The 15,347-nt window shown below is 48.7% G+C and carries 16 protein-coding genes; 8 read left to right on the top strand and 8 right to left on the bottom strand.

Annotation, left to right across the window (positions count from 1 at the left end; genetic code table 11):
• Window positions 1–21 precede the first annotated feature (21 nt).
• The 5 genes from pcoC to MRY16398_RS29410 all read left to right on the top strand — a co-directional run bounded on the left by pcoC (window position 22) and on the right by MRY16398_RS29410 (window position 4,120).
• Window positions 22–402, top strand: coding sequence for a copper resistance system metallochaperone PcoC (gene pcoC, locus MRY16398_RS29430; protein WP_000025662.1), 381 nt, complete (start codon window positions 22–24; stop codon window positions 400–402).
• 55 nt (window positions 403–457) lie between these two features.
• Window positions 458–1,336, top strand: a complete 879-nt coding sequence (pcoD, locus tag MRY16398_RS29425) for a copper resistance inner membrane protein PcoD (RefSeq protein ID WP_229692861.1) — start codon at window positions 458–460, stop codon at window positions 1,334–1,336.
• 54 nt (window positions 1,337–1,390) lie between these two features.
• Entirely contained in the window at window positions 1,391–2,071 is a 681-nt protein-coding gene (gene pcoR / locus MRY16398_RS29420) for a copper response regulator transcription factor PcoR (RefSeq protein ID WP_001188930.1), read from the top strand.
• Window positions 2,068–3,468 (top strand): copper resistance membrane spanning protein PcoS, encoded by a 1,401-nt coding sequence (gene pcoS, locus MRY16398_RS29415; RefSeq protein WP_007374420.1) that lies wholly within the window; start codon window positions 2,068–2,070, stop codon window positions 3,466–3,468. The genes pcoR and pcoS overlap by 4 nt, the downstream gene beginning before the upstream one ends.
• A gap of 217 nt (window positions 3,469–3,685) precedes the next feature.
• Window positions 3,686–4,120, top strand: coding sequence for a hypothetical protein (locus tag MRY16398_RS29410; protein ID WP_007374421.1), 435 nt, complete (start codon window positions 3,686–3,688; stop codon window positions 4,118–4,120).
• Between the two features lie 229 nt (window positions 4,121–4,349).
• On the opposite strand, the gene MRY16398_RS29405 is transcribed toward MRY16398_RS29410, so the two are convergent.
• Window positions 4,350–4,646, bottom strand: a complete 297-nt coding sequence (locus MRY16398_RS29405) for a type II toxin-antitoxin system RelE/ParE family toxin (protein WP_047368850.1) — start codon at window positions 4,644–4,646, stop codon at window positions 4,350–4,352.
• The gene (locus tag MRY16398_RS29400) at window positions 4,633–4,893 is read right to left on the bottom strand and encodes a type II toxin-antitoxin system ParD family antitoxin (protein WP_007374405.1); all 261 of its coding nucleotides are present in this window, start codon (window positions 4,891–4,893) and stop codon (window positions 4,633–4,635) included. The genes MRY16398_RS29405 and MRY16398_RS29400 overlap by 14 nt, the downstream gene beginning before the upstream one ends.
• Before the next feature lie 344 nt (window positions 4,894–5,237).
• Between MRY16398_RS29400 and vapB the strand changes: the two genes are divergently transcribed.
• Both vapB and MRY16398_RS29390 read left to right on the top strand, forming a co-directional pair.
• Entirely contained in the window at window positions 5,238–5,468 is a 231-nt protein-coding gene (gene vapB / locus MRY16398_RS29395) for a type II toxin-antitoxin system VapB family antitoxin (protein WP_047368851.1), read from the top strand.
• Complete coding sequence (locus tag MRY16398_RS29390) at window positions 5,465–5,881, top strand: type II toxin-antitoxin system VapC family toxin (RefSeq protein ID WP_047368852.1); 417 nt, start codon at window positions 5,465–5,467, stop codon at window positions 5,879–5,881. The genes vapB and MRY16398_RS29390 overlap by 4 nt, the downstream gene beginning before the upstream one ends.
• 186 nt (window positions 5,882–6,067) lie before the next feature.
• On the opposite strand, the gene MRY16398_RS29385 is transcribed toward MRY16398_RS29390, so the two are convergent.
• From MRY16398_RS29385 to tnpA, 5 genes are all read right to left on the bottom strand, one after another.
• Window positions 6,068–7,297 (bottom strand): EAL and HDOD domain-containing protein, encoded by a 1,230-nt coding sequence (locus MRY16398_RS29385; RefSeq protein WP_047368853.1) that lies wholly within the window; start codon window positions 7,295–7,297, stop codon window positions 6,068–6,070.
• A gap of 1,566 nt (window positions 7,298–8,863) precedes the next feature.
• A complete protein-coding gene (locus MRY16398_RS29380) occupies window positions 8,864–9,106 on the bottom strand; it encodes an HTH-like domain-containing protein (protein WP_047368854.1) in 243 nt (80 codons plus the stop codon).
• 1,348 nt (window positions 9,107–10,454) lie between these two features.
• Complete coding sequence (tnpC, locus tag MRY16398_RS29375; RefSeq protein WP_044596437.1) at window positions 10,455–12,047, bottom strand: IS66 family transposase; 1,593 nt, start codon at window positions 12,045–12,047, stop codon at window positions 10,455–10,457.
• Between the two features lie 30 nt (window positions 12,048–12,077).
• Complete coding sequence (gene tnpB / locus MRY16398_RS29370; protein ID WP_044596438.1) at window positions 12,078–12,428, bottom strand: IS66 family insertion sequence element accessory protein TnpB; 351 nt, start codon at window positions 12,426–12,428, stop codon at window positions 12,078–12,080.
• Complete coding sequence (gene tnpA / locus MRY16398_RS29365) at window positions 12,425–12,832, bottom strand: IS66-like element accessory protein TnpA (protein WP_016946740.1); 408 nt, start codon at window positions 12,830–12,832, stop codon at window positions 12,425–12,427. Before tnpA ends, tnpB begins: the two co-directional genes overlap by 4 nt.
• A 130-nt stretch (window positions 12,833–12,962) precedes the next feature.
• Between tnpA and MRY16398_RS29360 the strand changes: the two genes are divergently transcribed.
• A complete protein-coding gene (locus MRY16398_RS29360) occupies window positions 12,963–13,889 on the top strand; it encodes a GGDEF domain-containing protein (protein WP_172600721.1) in 927 nt (308 codons plus the stop codon).
• A gap of 436 nt (window positions 13,890–14,325) precedes the next feature.
• On the opposite strand, the gene MRY16398_RS29355 is transcribed toward MRY16398_RS29360, so the two are convergent.
• Window positions 14,326–15,330, bottom strand: coding sequence for an IS110-like element IS5075 family transposase (locus tag MRY16398_RS29355; protein ID WP_000427614.1), 1,005 nt, complete (start codon window positions 15,328–15,330; stop codon window positions 14,326–14,328).
• Window positions 15,331–15,347: the final 17 nt, after the last annotated feature.

Raw genomic sequence — 15,347 nt, 5'->3', positions numbered from 1 at the left:
TCAACTAAACAGGTAAATAAAATGTCGATTTTAAATAAAGCCATTCTTACAGGTGGCCTCGTTATGGGCGTTGCTTTCTCTGCTATGGCCCATCCGGAATTAAAAAGCTCTGTGCCACAGGCTGATTCAGCCGTAGCGGCCCCGGAAAAGATTCAGCTTAATTTCTCGGAAAATCTGACCGTGAAATTCTCAGGTGCAAAATTAACGATGACGGGTATGAAAGGCATGTCATCACATTCTCCGATGCCGGTCGCGGCAAAAGTGGCGCCAGGCGCTGACCCTAAATCGATGGTCATTATTCCGCGAGAGCCTTTACCCGCTGGCACTTATCGTGTTGACTGGCGCGCGGTTTCTTCAGATACGCACCCTATTACCGGTAATTACACCTTTACAGTGAAGTAATATTATGAACGACCTGATTATGATTGTTATTCGTTTTCTTCTTTATCTGGATTTGATGGTAATATTTGGATTGCCATTTTTTCAGATATATGGAATAAGCGGTGTCAGACATGAAACCTATAACCTGACTAATTTCAGGTCGTTTATAACCTTTGCTGTTGTTACAGGCATCATTCTTACTGGCATTAATATGCTCCTGGTATCTAATGCCATGAGTGGAGTAACTGACCTCAGAGAATTATCCATCCATGTTATCGAGATGGTGATAGAAGAAACTGATGTGGGTATTAGCTGGATTGTCAGGCTCTGTGCCCTGTTTACCACACTCGGTGCTTTGTTCCTTTACACTAATAAGAGAGTATTGTCCTGCCTGCTGATGACGATGAGTGGGGGCGTGGCGCTGGCTACACTTGCCTGGGGAGGACACGCCGTTATGCATGACGGTCTGCATTACTATCTCCATTTACTGAGCGATCTGACCCATCTCGGCGCTGCAGGTGCCTGGACAGGTGCTCTGGTTGCATTTGCTATCCTGCTGATGCGCAGAAACGAGCATAATGCACAGAGCGTCATTGTGATATCTGACTCCCTGGCAAAATTTGCCACGGCAGGAACGGTGATTGTTGTAGCCCTGATCCTGAGTGCGCTGGTCAACTATCTGTATATTGCTGAGGGTAACTTAACTCCCTTATTCAACAGTTCCTGGGGGAGGATATTGCTTGCCAAGACGGCTCTGTTTGTTCTGATGCTTCTTCTGGCTGCAGCAAACCGGTTTCACCTGGGTCCCCGGCTTGAAGTTATGGTCAGGGAAGGGAATTATGATCGCAGCGTTGCCCTGATGCGAAACAGCATCCTGACAGAATTCGTTGTTGCGATTATCATTTTGGGCGCCGTAGCGTGGCTCGGAATGCTTGCTCCGTCTCAGGTCAGCTAGGGGACAGCCAAAGCTCATGCGTGAGATTTTTACTTTCATATCAGCGAGTTGACCATGCAGCGTATTTTAATCGTTGAAGACGAACAAAAAACAGGTCGTTACCTGCAGCAGGGACTGGTTGAGGAAGGCTATCAGGCCGATCTCTTTAATAATGGCCGCGATGGTCTCGGGGCCGCGTCGAAGGGACAGTATGATTTGATAATACTGGACGTGATGCTTCCTTTCCTCGACGGGTGGCAAATCATCAGCGCACTGAGGGAGTCCGGGCACGAAGAACCGGTCCTGTTTTTAACCGCAAAGGACAACGTGCGGGACAAAGTGAAAGGACTGGAGCTTGGCGCAGATGACTACCTGATTAAGCCCTTTGATTTTACGGAGCTGGTTGCACGTGTAAGAACCCTACTGCGCCGGGCACGCTCGCAGGCCGCAACAGTCTGCACCATCGCCGATATGACCGTTGATATGGTGCGCCGGACCGTGATCCGTTCGGGGAAGAAGATCCATCTCACCGGTAAAGAATACGTTCTGCTTGAGTTGCTGCTGCAACGCACCGGAGAAGTGTTACCCAGGAGTCTTATCTCGTCCCTGGTCTGGAACATGAATTTTGACAGTGATACGAATGTGATTGATGTCGCCGTGAGACGTCTGAGAAGTAAAATTGATGATGACTTTGAGCCAAAACTGATCCATACCGTTCGCGGTGCCGGATATGTCCTGGAGATCAGAGAAGAGTGAGGTTCAAAATTTCCCTGACCACACGCCTGAGCCTGATTTTTTCTGCGGTGATGCTTACGGTATGGTGGTTATCAAGTTTTATCCTGATTAGCACCCTGAATGGCTATTTCGATAATCAGGACCGCGATTTTCTGACAGGTAAACTTCAGCTCACCGAAGAGTTTCTTAAAACAGAGACGTTCAGGAACAAAACGGATATTAAGTCATTATCAGAAAAAATAAACGATGCGATGGTGGGGCACAATGGCTTATTCATTTCTATAAAAAACATGGAAAATGAAAAAATTGTTGAACTCTATGCCAACAATTCTGTTGTTCCAGCGGTCCTGCTTAACAAGTCGGGTGATATTCTCGACTATATGATCCAGACGGAAGAAAATAACACCGTGTACCGCAGTATCTCGCGGCGGGTTGCCGTGACGCCGGAACAGGGTAAAAGCAAACATTTCATCATTACGGTTGCCACGGATACTGGGTATCACACCCTGTTTATGGACAAACTCAGTACCTGGCTGTTCTGGTTCAATATCGGTCTGGTCTTTATTTCTGTTTTTCTGGGCTGGCTGACCACACGTATTGGTCTGAAACCGTTACGGGAAATGACCAGTCTGGCTTCCTCCATGACCGTACACAGCCTGGATCAGCGTCTTAATCCCGATCTGGCTCCGCCGGAAATCTCTGAGACCATGCAGGAGTTCAATAATATGTTCGATCGCCTGGAGGGGTCATTCCGGAAACTGTCAGATTTCTCGTCTGACATCGCGCATGAGCTGCGCACGCCAGTCAGTAATCTGATGATGCAGACGCAGTTTGCACTGGCTAAGGAAAGGGATGTTTCGCATTACCGCGAAATTTTATTCGCTAACCTGGAAGAACTGAAAAGGTTGTCACGAATGACCAGTGACATGCTTTTTCTGGCACGTTCAGAGCATGGTCTGCTGCAGCTGGATAAACATGATGTGGATCTGGCAGCCGAACTGAATGAATTACGTGAGTTATTCGAGCCCCTGGCAGACGAAACAGGAAAGACAATCACGGTTGAAGGAGAGGGCGTTGTTGCCGGAGACAGCGATATGCTGCGACGTGCTTTCAGTAACCTGCTTTCCAATGCAATCAAGTATTCTCCCGATAACACCTGTACAGCGATACACCTTGAGCGTGACAGTGACTGTGTGAACGTGATGATTACGAATACGATGTCCGGCCAGGTTCCCGCTAATCTGGAACGTTTGTTTGACCGGTTCTATCGCGCAGACTCATCAAGGTTCTACAACACGGAAGGCGCGGGGCTGGGATTATCAATTACAAGGTCGATCATTCATGCTCACGGCGGCGAGCTGTCAGCAGAACAGCAGGGGCGGGAAATTGTGTTCAAAGTGCGCCTGTTAATGGATTAATCCCGTTGTTCAGGAGAAACCCGGAAGGTGACAAAATTGTCATCATTCAGTCACGCGATAAACAGAGGCGGTTTTTTATAATTATTCATAAATCAGGAGCAGCGTGATAACACAATCACCTGGTTCCTGGAGTGATGATTAACCCGCCCTGAGATCAACTGCTTTCTCTGTTATAAGCCATTGATTGTTTGGGTATGTAAACACCGGAGACCCAACCATGAAAAAGATTCTCGTATCATTTGTTGCCATTATGGCTGTCGCTTCATCCGCCATGGCTGCAGAGACAATGAACATGCATGACCAGGTAAATAATGCCCAGGCACCTGCCCATCAGATGCAGTCATCCGCTGAAAAAAGTGCAGTTCAGGGGGAGAGCATGAAAATGATGGATATGAGCGGTCACGATCAGGCCGCTATGTCCCATGAAATGATGCAAAACGGCAATTCTGCCGCCCATCAGGACATGGCTGAAATGCATAAAAAAATGATGAAAGCCAAACCTGAGAACACCCAAGAAACTGCTAAGCCATTTTCCGAAATGAGCGAGCATGAGAAAGCCGCTGTTGTGCATGAGAAGGCGAATAATGGCCAGTCTTCCGTTATTCATCAGCAAGAGGCGGAAAAGCATCGCAGCCAGATCACCCAGAATTAACCCGCAGCTCCACTTGTCAGACCCTCATTTGACGCCGAAGTCACTGGCTTACGCTCCCGTCCGGGAGCGTTTTTTTAAACCAAATGAAAGATTATGTCTGTGTATGATTAATCGTAGTCTGCGGCCTGTTATGAACTAAATGAACGACGGACTAAATTTAACATAAGATAGATTGTACGAACTAAGTATTTGATATTAAAGAATTAATAACAATCTCTCTTAGCTTTCGTTATCTCCAGGGCTCGTGTCGTGATGTATCCTGAGACTGGCTGAGAATACGGATGATTGTGACCACTGCATACGATGACACGAAGTAGATCATGTGCTTCTCCACTGGCTGCGAGTAGATATCCTCTCCCAGTTCCGGGCGCTGAGTTCCAATGTTATGCGTGGCCAGCACGTCAAACACCGCCGCTATCCTACCAATATATTCATCCGCCTGAGTCCCCCCGAACTGTCTGAAGCTGTAGTCCCAGATAGAATCCAGATCTTCTTCTGCTTTTGGTGTCAGCTCAATCCCTTTCATTTGCCGCCCTGGCTTTAACCTTCATCAGGAAAGCATCCTTGTTCCATGGCTTCGCGTCGCCGCTGCTGATCCCCTCAGCCAGCAGATCACGCAACGCCTGCAGACGGGATTCAGCCTGTTTCTCACGCAGTAGTCGCAGTGCGTCACGCATTACCTCGCTCTGGGTGCGATAATCACCGGCTTTGACCAGTGAATCGATAAATTCACGCAGTTCATCGCCAACATCAACTGTCATCGTCCGGGCCATTAGACCTCCTGTAATTGATGTAAGATTTTTTCTTACATGCAGTATATCAGTTTAGCTCCCTTCTTTCATTCCTTGTTCTGGCATCAGCCCATAATGATTGACACAGGATCCGACTTTGCCTTTTTTCGGATCTGGTGTGAAAAAGTGAGAAGTAAAGATATGTTAAGCATATCCATATGCCCTGCATCTGCATAGGTAAGGCATACGCACATACCTGCCATCTGCATATGTTAACCATATACATATGTACAGCATCTGCCTATACTGAACATATGCACACACCCGGTGCAATGAACACCATTCCGGATATGCGCCACATATCCACACTTACCCGGGAGAGAATCATGAGAACCGTATCTATTTTCAAAAACGGCAACAACCGCGCCATCCGTCTGCCCCGTGACATGGATTTTGAGGGGGTGAGCGAGCTGGAGATCGTCCGGGAAGGAGACCGCATCATTCTGCGTCCCGTCCGGCCGACCTGGGGCTCGTTCGCGAAGATGGAAAAAGCAGACCCGGACTTTATGGCGGAGCGTGAGGACGTTGTCAGTGACGAAGGACGGGTTGACCTGTGAACAAAACGTATATGCTGGACACTAACATCTGCTCATTAATCATGCGCGAGCAACCGGAAGCGGTCCTGAAGCGCCTGGAGCAGGCGGTGCTGCGCAACCACCGCACTGTGATCTCGGCCATCACCTACCAGGAGATGCGCTCCGGCGCCACGGGCCCGAAGGCTTCGCCGCGCCATATTGCGCTGGTTGATGCGTTCTGCGCCCGCCTCGATGCCATCCTGCCCTGGGATCGCGCGGCGGTCGACGCTACCACGGACATCCGGGTGGCGCTGCGCCTCGCAGGCACGCCGATCGGCCCGAATGACACGGCCATTGCCGGGCATGCGGTTGCCGCCGGCGCCATCCTGGTGACCAACAATACAAGAGAGTTTGAACGGGTTCCGGGTCTGGTGCTGGAAGACTGGGTAAATTAAAAAAGCATTTTCTGAGGTTGCGAAAGTCCGCTTCGTGCCCGGGGAGGGCATTATGCATACCAGGGAAGCAAAACCGGAATGCTTCCCCGTGTGGTGCGCTGCATCATGAAAACCTCCTGCCTTTTAACCGGAATGGCTGGTTAAGTGCTTAAGTGGGAACAACCTCTGCCTTCGCAAAGAGGGGCCTTAACCGAAAGAAATCTCGTCCGCCCATTTTGTCGCTGCCTGCATGGCCTCGATGACGGAGAACTCACTGATATTCAGCGTATGGCAGATTTCTGAAGCGCCTTCCCAGTTATACTGTTCATAACACAGAGAAAGAGCCAGTATGTTATAAAGATCTCCTTGATGTTCACAAAGCGCAGCTGAGACAGCATGCGGAACTGATATCTGTTTAATTAAATCTTCCATCGGTACTTCAAGAATAATATCTAACAAGGAGAACAGGCCACACACAAATGCATTACAGGGTAATAAAGCGCGTTCTGTCTGGCGGGCAATCAGTTCACAAAATTTCCCGCGGACCATACTTAAATGATAGCACTCAGAAACGCCAGCCACGCCCATATTTGCCAGTGCAGCTACCGTAACAAAACGCCTTATCGCATCACACCCCAGATATATCAGCATTTCTTTCAGGGTAAAATTATCTGTTTTCATAATGCCATGCGATTTAAACAGTAAGTTTCTTACATAACGCATTATTTTATAAGACAACGTCAGATCCGTTTTTAGCAGGCTTTCAATAGCTGAAAAATCAGGGGCCTCCCTGTTTACCTCCATCATCAGCCTGCACAAAGAGAGCGTATTCTGAGGAAGACATTTATTCTTCATAATCTCGGGCCGGCTAAAGAAATACCCCTGAAAAAAAGAGAAACCCGCGCTCCTGTACAGATCAAATTCTTCCTTCGTCTCCACTTTTTCTGCGAGAAATTCTGTGGCTTTTAACCAATCTTGTTTTACGTTTATATAATGAAGGATATCCTGATAGCTATTTCCTCTTATATCAAATTTAATGACACTGATATACCTGAGGAAGCGATCCCACGAGTCTTTCATCGTGAAATCATCGAGGGCAAGCTGATAGCCTTTGTTATGCAGGTCCTTCACCGCATCGAAGAGCCTTTCATCAGGTATGGCGTTTTCAAGAATTTCGATAACCACATTCTCGTGCGGCAAAGCGTCTCCCAGGCCACTGATGAGCATCTGGTGCGGAACATTGATATAAGCACTATGACTGCAGGCAATGCGGGGAACAGGAATGCAAAGAAACTGATCTGATATCACCCGTGAAGTGGCATATTCTGGCGAAACATCAGGAAAAGCATTATTCATACCATCCCTGAAAAGAAGCTCATAAGCGATAGTGCGCATTTCCCGGTCAAAAATGGGCTGGCGTGCAATGTAGGAATACATGTTTATTGTCCACAGATCAGAATTAAGGTTTTAATCAGTTCAAGCTTAACACAGACTATTTCAGCAATAAATGTGATCCGGTGCAAAAATCATGCATAAAAGAACCGGGAATATACGACATCCATATTCCCGGAAAAAAGAATTGATCACTGAGTTGTTACATAACTACATCATGATTGTGTTCGCAAGGATGGCTGCTGTCCAGAGGGAGTAAATCTTTATCCTAAATATTTGACACATTTCAAAGAACCAGAAGTAATGAATACACCTTCACCCTCCGCTATCAGTTGACGCAACTGATTCGAATTATCGTAAATATATTTTAATAAGCTAACAAACCATGATCGGGCTACGTATTAATTATTCCCGATACATCATGAATAAGAATGCAACATTTTTCTGTGAATATTCACGCGTAAAGAGTACTCGTAAACTGCGAAAGTTCTGTATAGTGTGAATACACCTGTCTATTAATGAAATTTATTCGTGCTGTGACCGGAATCATTCAGATCCCGGAGAGGTAAAAACCTGTCCATCCCCGCCATGCTTCCGGCGATCGGATGGCCTGGCTGAACCCGGCCCTGCTGAACGGTTCAGGTTTAAGGTTCCTTTGCGTACTGCAGTGATAACGCCCAGGGCAATACCTGTGAAAGCCTGCCGACATAACAGCAAAAACAGAATTTCAGATGGCAGTTACAGAGTTTCACTGTCGTGTAATCAGGGCCTTTCCCTCCATCCGGAATGGCGTACGGCAGCAGGCACAGTGCATCCTCTGACCGCCTGTTGCATAACAGATATTTCACCCCTTTTTCTGACGTGGCCGGATGAATACCTTCCCATTATGTCAGAATACCCATGGTAATGCGTCTGATGAACAGCAAAGAAAGGCCATATAATCTTAATGAACTTGTCGGGGAAGCTGCCTTCGATGTTCTTTTAACGGCTCAGCCTGTCACGACCGCCTCGATAATTCTTGCATTGCGGGCGCGCATGCTTACAGAACAGAACAGTGAAAGATGTCTCGCCTATCAGGGTGCAATTGACACTCTTACTTCTTACGCAGAAGCAGCCAGTGTTCAGCGATCGCCGAGGAAGAAGGGCATTACCCGTTCACCTGCGGAACAGTTTCCCCCTGTACGGCCAGGTAAATACCGGCACTGACTTCGCTGATCCAGCGGGACAGACGTGAAAGCCCGCCCCCCAATCCTGATGGCATACTCCAGGGAGATATAAACACGTAACGGACAAATCTGAAGAAGACCACAGTGCAGGGCAGTAATGGCGGAAGAACACGCCAGCACTGATGGTTCATTGTGATGTGTCTGCCGGGCCGGCGTTACCGACGAAGATGTCATCAATCTGGCTTCAGACTGACTGTCGTGCCCGGCCATCCTTTTTCAGTTTTTCCGGTAAGGATGTCAGCGGCAGCAACAGGTCATCCCTTCCGTTACTGTTTCTGATCCTCGTACTGGTAATCATCAGACGCGGGTTAATATGTAAAACTGCCGGGATGCAACTCAGGACCGGAAGACACAGAGAGTTACGGTTCGTGTTAAAAAATTTAATTCACAGGCGCGATGCATCAAGACCGGCCGCTTTTAGTCTTTCCGCGATTTTCATTATTCTTAGAACTTCACTTCTGAATGATTTATTAATGCCAATGCCTTCACAGATCACTTCACAGTTAAGATGTTTTAATGTGTCGGCATATTTTATTAATTGCAAATTCATTTCTGCCGTTTTAGCGCCGGGAGCAGCGTCGGCAATGGCTTTCTGTATTGCAGAATAGACCGGCAAGAGGGTATCCATTATGTCATCCGTCAGTTAAAGGGCTCAACAAAATCACATTGCTGAGCCGAAAAGTATAACAGTGTAATTACTGCTGCCGGCCAGGTTCATAGCGCTGCCGGGACATGACCGCAATGCAGAAGGAAGGCCTTCCTGAGGTCAACAGACCGGAAAAAAAAGCAACCATCCTGACTCCTACCAGTGGTTAAACAGCAGATGTACACCTTTTGTTGCACGTATAACCGGGGCAGACTGACGGACTGAGGATAGCAGAAAGGGTAAAGATAACAACACAAAGCCCGACTTCCGGCAGGATGGCAGGAGACGTGGGTCTCGTCGTGTAAGGGTTACAATAGTATGATGCTTTTCACCCGCTCAATAGCAGGACGGATACAATTGCGCCGGAGCCACTGTTGCCCTGACGGGTCATAACATAATTCAAACCGTATGCTAAACTCTGTCACCTTATCCTCAGCCAGGCAAGTTCATGTCTATTACGCGCAGCGGGATTGCTGGTATTTCCTGAACTGCAGAATTAAATACCGGAGCGTTAATTTTGTCAGCCCTTTCTGAACTGTTAATAAGTGAAGTGATCTGGGAAATGCTATCCGCTAATGAAGAAGTCTCACAAGCGTCTGTCCTCTCCCGCCTCTGTATCCGTATGCTTGCAGAATGGGATGAGAAAAGATGTTATGCCTATGTAACGGCGATACGTAAATTAAAATACGACCTCAATGTGAAACGGGTAAACCTTAATTAAATATATGCGCAACTGTTTACACTTTGTGTAAAAAATGAAGCATGACAGCTTGTCGGGAAGGTGCCGGACAGGAATATCATATATTAAGGATAACCTCTGTTCCGACAGCGCAGGTTCGGCATACTCTGTACCAGCATGATGTCATTCATAAGCTGGCGTAATTCTGAAAATACCTGGTTTCACGAAAATTTCAGAATATCAGTCTGTCTGGCATGCAGCCCTGGATCATGACACATATTACAGGCACATTCCTATAGATAACATACAGGCTTCGTTTATTTTGTATTATGTAACGAAGATGCATTTGCATGCCCTCCTGCACAGCCCGGATTTCTGTGCAGGAGGGTTCATTTTATGGCTTCCCGTTTCCGTATGTTCAGTACTCCCCATGGTCATAAAAAAAATTAAGGACAACCCTTATCAGGATTACTTAAGCGTAACTGAACAAACTCCCTGAAAATTATAAGATGAGCAGATGAATCCGATGATGATCATGGACAAAGCCGTTTCTTCGGTATTGTTTATATTCGGGTCTGGACTGACAATACTGCAATAAACTCCGAGATAATAAAAATGTTAGTAAGCGTTAAGTGAGCGCCGTATTGACGGCTATTTATTGGTGAGATCTACGTTCCATGGCAGCAGTTCGGCCACTTTGTTGATGGGCCACTCCGGCAATACGCTCAGGATATGGCGAAGGTAACCCTCTGGATCGATACCGTTCAGCCTGCACGTTCCGATCAGACCATACAGCAGGGCACCACGTTCACCACCATGATCACTGCCGAAGAAGATGTAGTTTTTCTTGCCCAGACAGACCGCTCGTAGCGCGCGCTCAGCAGCGTTATTATCCGGCTCTGCCAGACCATCATCGCAGTAGTAACACAGGGCATCCCACTGGTTCAGTGCATAAGCGAACGCCTCGCCTAACCGGGATTTTTTCGACAGAGTGGCACTTTTCTCCACCAACCAGTCATGCAGGGATATCAGCAACGGTTTACTTCGGGACCGTCTGGCGGCCAGCCGCTGAGATGCCGGAAGGCCGCGTATTTCCTCTTCTATCGCGTATAACTCACTGATGCGCTTCAGAGCCTCCTCTGCTGTGGCCGTCCGGGTGCTGATATAGACGTCATGGATTTTGCGCCGCGCATGAGCCCAGCATGCCGCTTCTGTCAACGGGCCACCTTCACGCTCTGCGCTGAACAACCTGTCGTACCCTGCGAAGGCATCTGCCTGCAGCACGCCATGATAGTGCCGAAGATGTTGCTGAGGGTGTTTCCCCTGTCGGTCCGGTGAGAAGGCGAACCATGCCGCTGGCGGATCTGATGAACCCGCGCTTCTGTTATCACGGACATATGTCCAGATACGCCCGGTTTTCGTCTTCTTTCTGCCCGGCGCCAGCACGGGCACCGGAGTGTCATCCGTATGCAGTTTGCGGCAGTCCATCACGTAGTGGTAGAGGGCTTCATCCAGCGGGGCCATTAACCGGCAGCACGCATCCACCCAGTTGGAGAGCAGCGCACGACTCAGATCCACACCCTGACGGGCAAAGATTTCGCACTGGCGATACAGCGGCAGGTGTTCACAGTATTTGGCCGTTAACACGCGGGCCAGCAGACCCGGCCCGGCGATGCCCCGGTCGATAGGACGTGAGGGCGCTGGCGCTTCAACGACGCAGTCGCATCGGGTACAGGCCTTTTTCACTCTGACCGTGCGGATCACTTTCAGGGCGCTGGAGACCAGCTCCAGTTGCTCCGCGCTGACTTCGCTGAGATAGGCCATATCACTACCGCAACCAGGACAGCTGGTTTCAGCTGGCTCCAGTCTGTTTATTTCGCGGGGAAGATGTTCCGGTAACGGGCGACGATGACGGGACTGGCGCAACTGACGCGGAACCTGCTGATCATTGTCCCGGCCGTTGTAACGATCGCTTTGCTGCTCCTGCTGTTTCAGCAGGGCTTCGGCTTCTTCGACCTGCCGGCGTAGCTTTTCTGAACGGGTACCGAACAGCATTCGGCGCAGTTTTTCTATCTGAGCCCGCAGATGTTCTATTTCACGCTCTTCGTTCTCTATTTTCTCTTCTGCGCGGGCCAGCGCCGAACGCAGGAACGACTCAGTCTCAGCAACGAGACTGAGCTGGCTGTCTTTCTGGCGAAGCGCGTCTTCCAGCGCAGCGATACGGGCGAGATAGTCCTGACTCATGACCACATTTATAATGCGGTCATACGCTTTTTACAACATCGTCAGTGAGTTAAGGCGTGCAGTTTTAGGTTGCCGCCAGTCCAGCTTATCGATGAGCATGGCGAGTTGTGAGCGGGTGATGGCGATTTTGCCGTCGCGTACAGCAGGCCAGACGAACTGTCCCTCTTCCAGACGTTTGGTAAACAGACACAGACCGTCAGCATCAGCCCAGAGGATCCTCACGGTGTCACCTTTACGACCACGGAAGATAAACAGGTGGCCGGAGAACGGATTGTCATCAAGAACATGCTGGACCAGTTCGCCCAGACCATTGAAGGACTTACGCATATCGGTGACCCCGGCAACCAGCCAGATACGAGTGCCTGACGGTAAGGGTATCATCGGCTCCTCCCGCTCAGCTCGCGGATCAGCGTTTTCAGAAGTGCAGGTGATAAATCCCCGGACAGACGCAGGCTGGCACCGCCGACAGTCACCTCGCATGTCATGGCCTCGCGGCAGGCTGGAGCGGCGGGTTCATAGTGCGGCTCAGCATGGTGTGACAGGACCATATCAGGCAGGACAACGGGGATAACAGAGTCTTGCTCTCTGATTGACCGTTGTATTTCATCGGGCAGAAGATGTCTGTAACGCTGGCGCCAGGTAAACAGCAGATTGTCATTAATTCCATTATCCCGCGCCAACCGGGCAACACAGGCTCCAGGCTGATATGACTTTTCGACGAGAGCCAGCTTAAAGTCCATTGAGTAGGACGCCCGCGCCCTGCGGGGCTGAAGAGTGTTTGACATTGATAGAGTCCATTAACGTTAATAAGAGGACTCTATCATCGTCAATCGTTAGTAATCGCAACAGGCGGCAGTGGCTTGACGCTTACAAATGTTACCCGTAAATGATGCAAAACGTCTTCATTCACTTTATATGCTGGATCTGCCTGATAACCGGGAAGAGAAACGGTTTGATCGTCTGACCCGTGTTGCAAGGCGTTGCTTATCTGCACCTGTCGGGCTTATAAGCCTGATTGAAAAAGACAGGCCGGCGCTGATGTTCTGTTCTGGCCTCAACGAAAAAGATGCATCACAAGTCGTTTCTTTCTGCGACTGTGTCGTTCATTCGGAGGAAATGCTCGTTGTTGAAGATGCCAGTGCCGATGAACGCTTTAATGCTAACCTACTGGTGACAGGTGTTCCTTTTATTCGCTTTTACGCGGGATGCCCGCTGCGCCTCCCAGGTGGCGACATCGCCGGAACGTTGTGTGTGGTTGACACCAGACCCCGGATACCTGACGGGGAAGAATTAACCCTGCTTAAGGATATTGCTGCTCTGGTTGAGGAGGAGTTTTATATTATCAGTCTTGCCCTGACGGATGCGCTGACCGGCGTTCTTAACCGACGGGGTTTTTATAAAAAATGTGAACCCTGGATAACCCTCAAAAAAAAGCGTAAACAGGCTTTCTGCATAATTCTTTTTGACCTGGATAACCTTAAACCGGTTAATGACAAATACGGACACGTGGCAGGCGACCAGTTACTGCAACAGTTTGCCGGGATACTCAGGCGGAGTACCGGACAGGGGGATATCCTTGCCCGTCTGGGCGGTGATGAATTTGTGGTACTCACCGACTGTTCAGATATGCGGGAAATCATCCTGTTTACAGAAAAAATGAGTAATTTAACGAGTTTATATAACCAGAATAACGGAAGCAGTTTACCGTTAAGTTATTCATGGGGTGTCAGCATAAATACACCCGGTGATACAGTTCCGTTATCAGATATGCTGATTCAGAGCGATCGCAATATGTACGATAATAAAAGAGCAAAAAAATCAGTGAGCTTACCGGAAACTTAACGAATACTCCGGCATGACCCGGCCCGGTGATATTCTCTTAATACTTTTCACCGTATCCGTAAAAAAAAGAATGTTTTACCGGATACCTTTCTGCCCCTGCTTACCGTGCTGATTACAGCTGCTGTACAGGGGCAGCCATGAGCAGGTACTGTTAACATTGGGGTCCGCTTGGAAAACGGAATCTATGGTCACTCCCGTTTTTGCAACACCGATTTTGACGATAAGTTGGCTTGCTTGAATCTATCCGGCGTCTGAATGGGATTTTATTCCCGCGCCTCGATGAGTTCCGCGCCTGATGAACCTCCAGAAAATATACGGCTTCAGCGAGCCTTTCCGTTTTACAGGTTCCTCAACAGGCCGGTGGGCCGTTTGTATCATCAATATCAGTATTCGCAAAACCAGATGAATGATTGTTTAAACTGGTGTATTTCTGCCTTTATGCTTCGTAAGTTTGCTGTCGCGCCGTCAGTGCCCAGGCTATTCTGGCCAGCTTGTTTGCCAGAGCACAGGTGACGACAAAGTTGCTTTTCCGACACAACAACTCCCTGACCCAGTCGGCCAACTTGCCAGACTGGTGTTCCAGTTTTTGTATGAATACCCTGGCACACTGAACCAACAAAGTTCGGATCTTTTTGTTGCCCCGCTTGCTAATCCCTAACAATGTCGTCCGACCTCCCGTGCTGTACTGTCGGGGTACCAGCCCTGTTGCCGCCGCAAAGTCACGGCTGCTGGCGTACTGCTTCCCGTCGCCAATCTCAGTTGAAATAGTACTGGCAGTCAGCGTTCCAACGCAGGGAATACTCAGCAAGCGCTGTCCAACCTCATCTTCGTCCAACTTTCGTTTCAACTGAGATTCCAGATCTTTAATCTGCTCAACAAGATAGTGATAATGCTGTTGTAATTTCAGCAGTAACTGGCTGAGATAAAGAGGCAAACTACTGTCCTCAAGAAGGGTACTCAGTCGACTAATAACGGCAGCACCTCGCGGAACGCTGATACCAAATTCCAGCAGAAAAGCATGCATCTGATTAGTTGTTTTCACCTTATCCTGAACCAGGGATTCACGGACACGATGCAGAGCTCGCATTGCCTGCTGAGATTCGGTTCTGGGCTGCACGAAACGCATAGATGGACGTGATGCTGCTTCACAGATAGCTTCAGCATCAACGAAGTCATTTTTGTTGCTTTTAACGAATGGGCGGACAAATTGCGGTGATATCAGCTTTGGAAAATGCCCTAACTCTGCCAGCTTGCGTGCCATAAAGTGAGAACCGCCACAGGCTTCCATCGCGATGGTTGTTGCTGGGCATGTCGCCAGAAATTCGATTAGCTTTGGTCGGGTGAATTTTTTACGGTAAACGGCCTTCCCACGATGATCCTGACAATGAATATGGAAAGAGTTCTTACCCAGATCGATACCAATAAGCGCAATGTTTTCCATGATGGTTCTCCGAATGA

Origin of the sequence: Phytobacter sp. MRY16-398 (assembly GCF_003925915.1) — a bacterium.
GTDB lineage: Bacteria > Pseudomonadota > Gammaproteobacteria > Enterobacterales > Enterobacteriaceae > Phytobacter > Phytobacter diazotrophicus.
The sequence above is the reverse complement of the archived record's forward strand: the minus strand, read 5'-3'. Positions and strand labels throughout refer to the sequence as shown.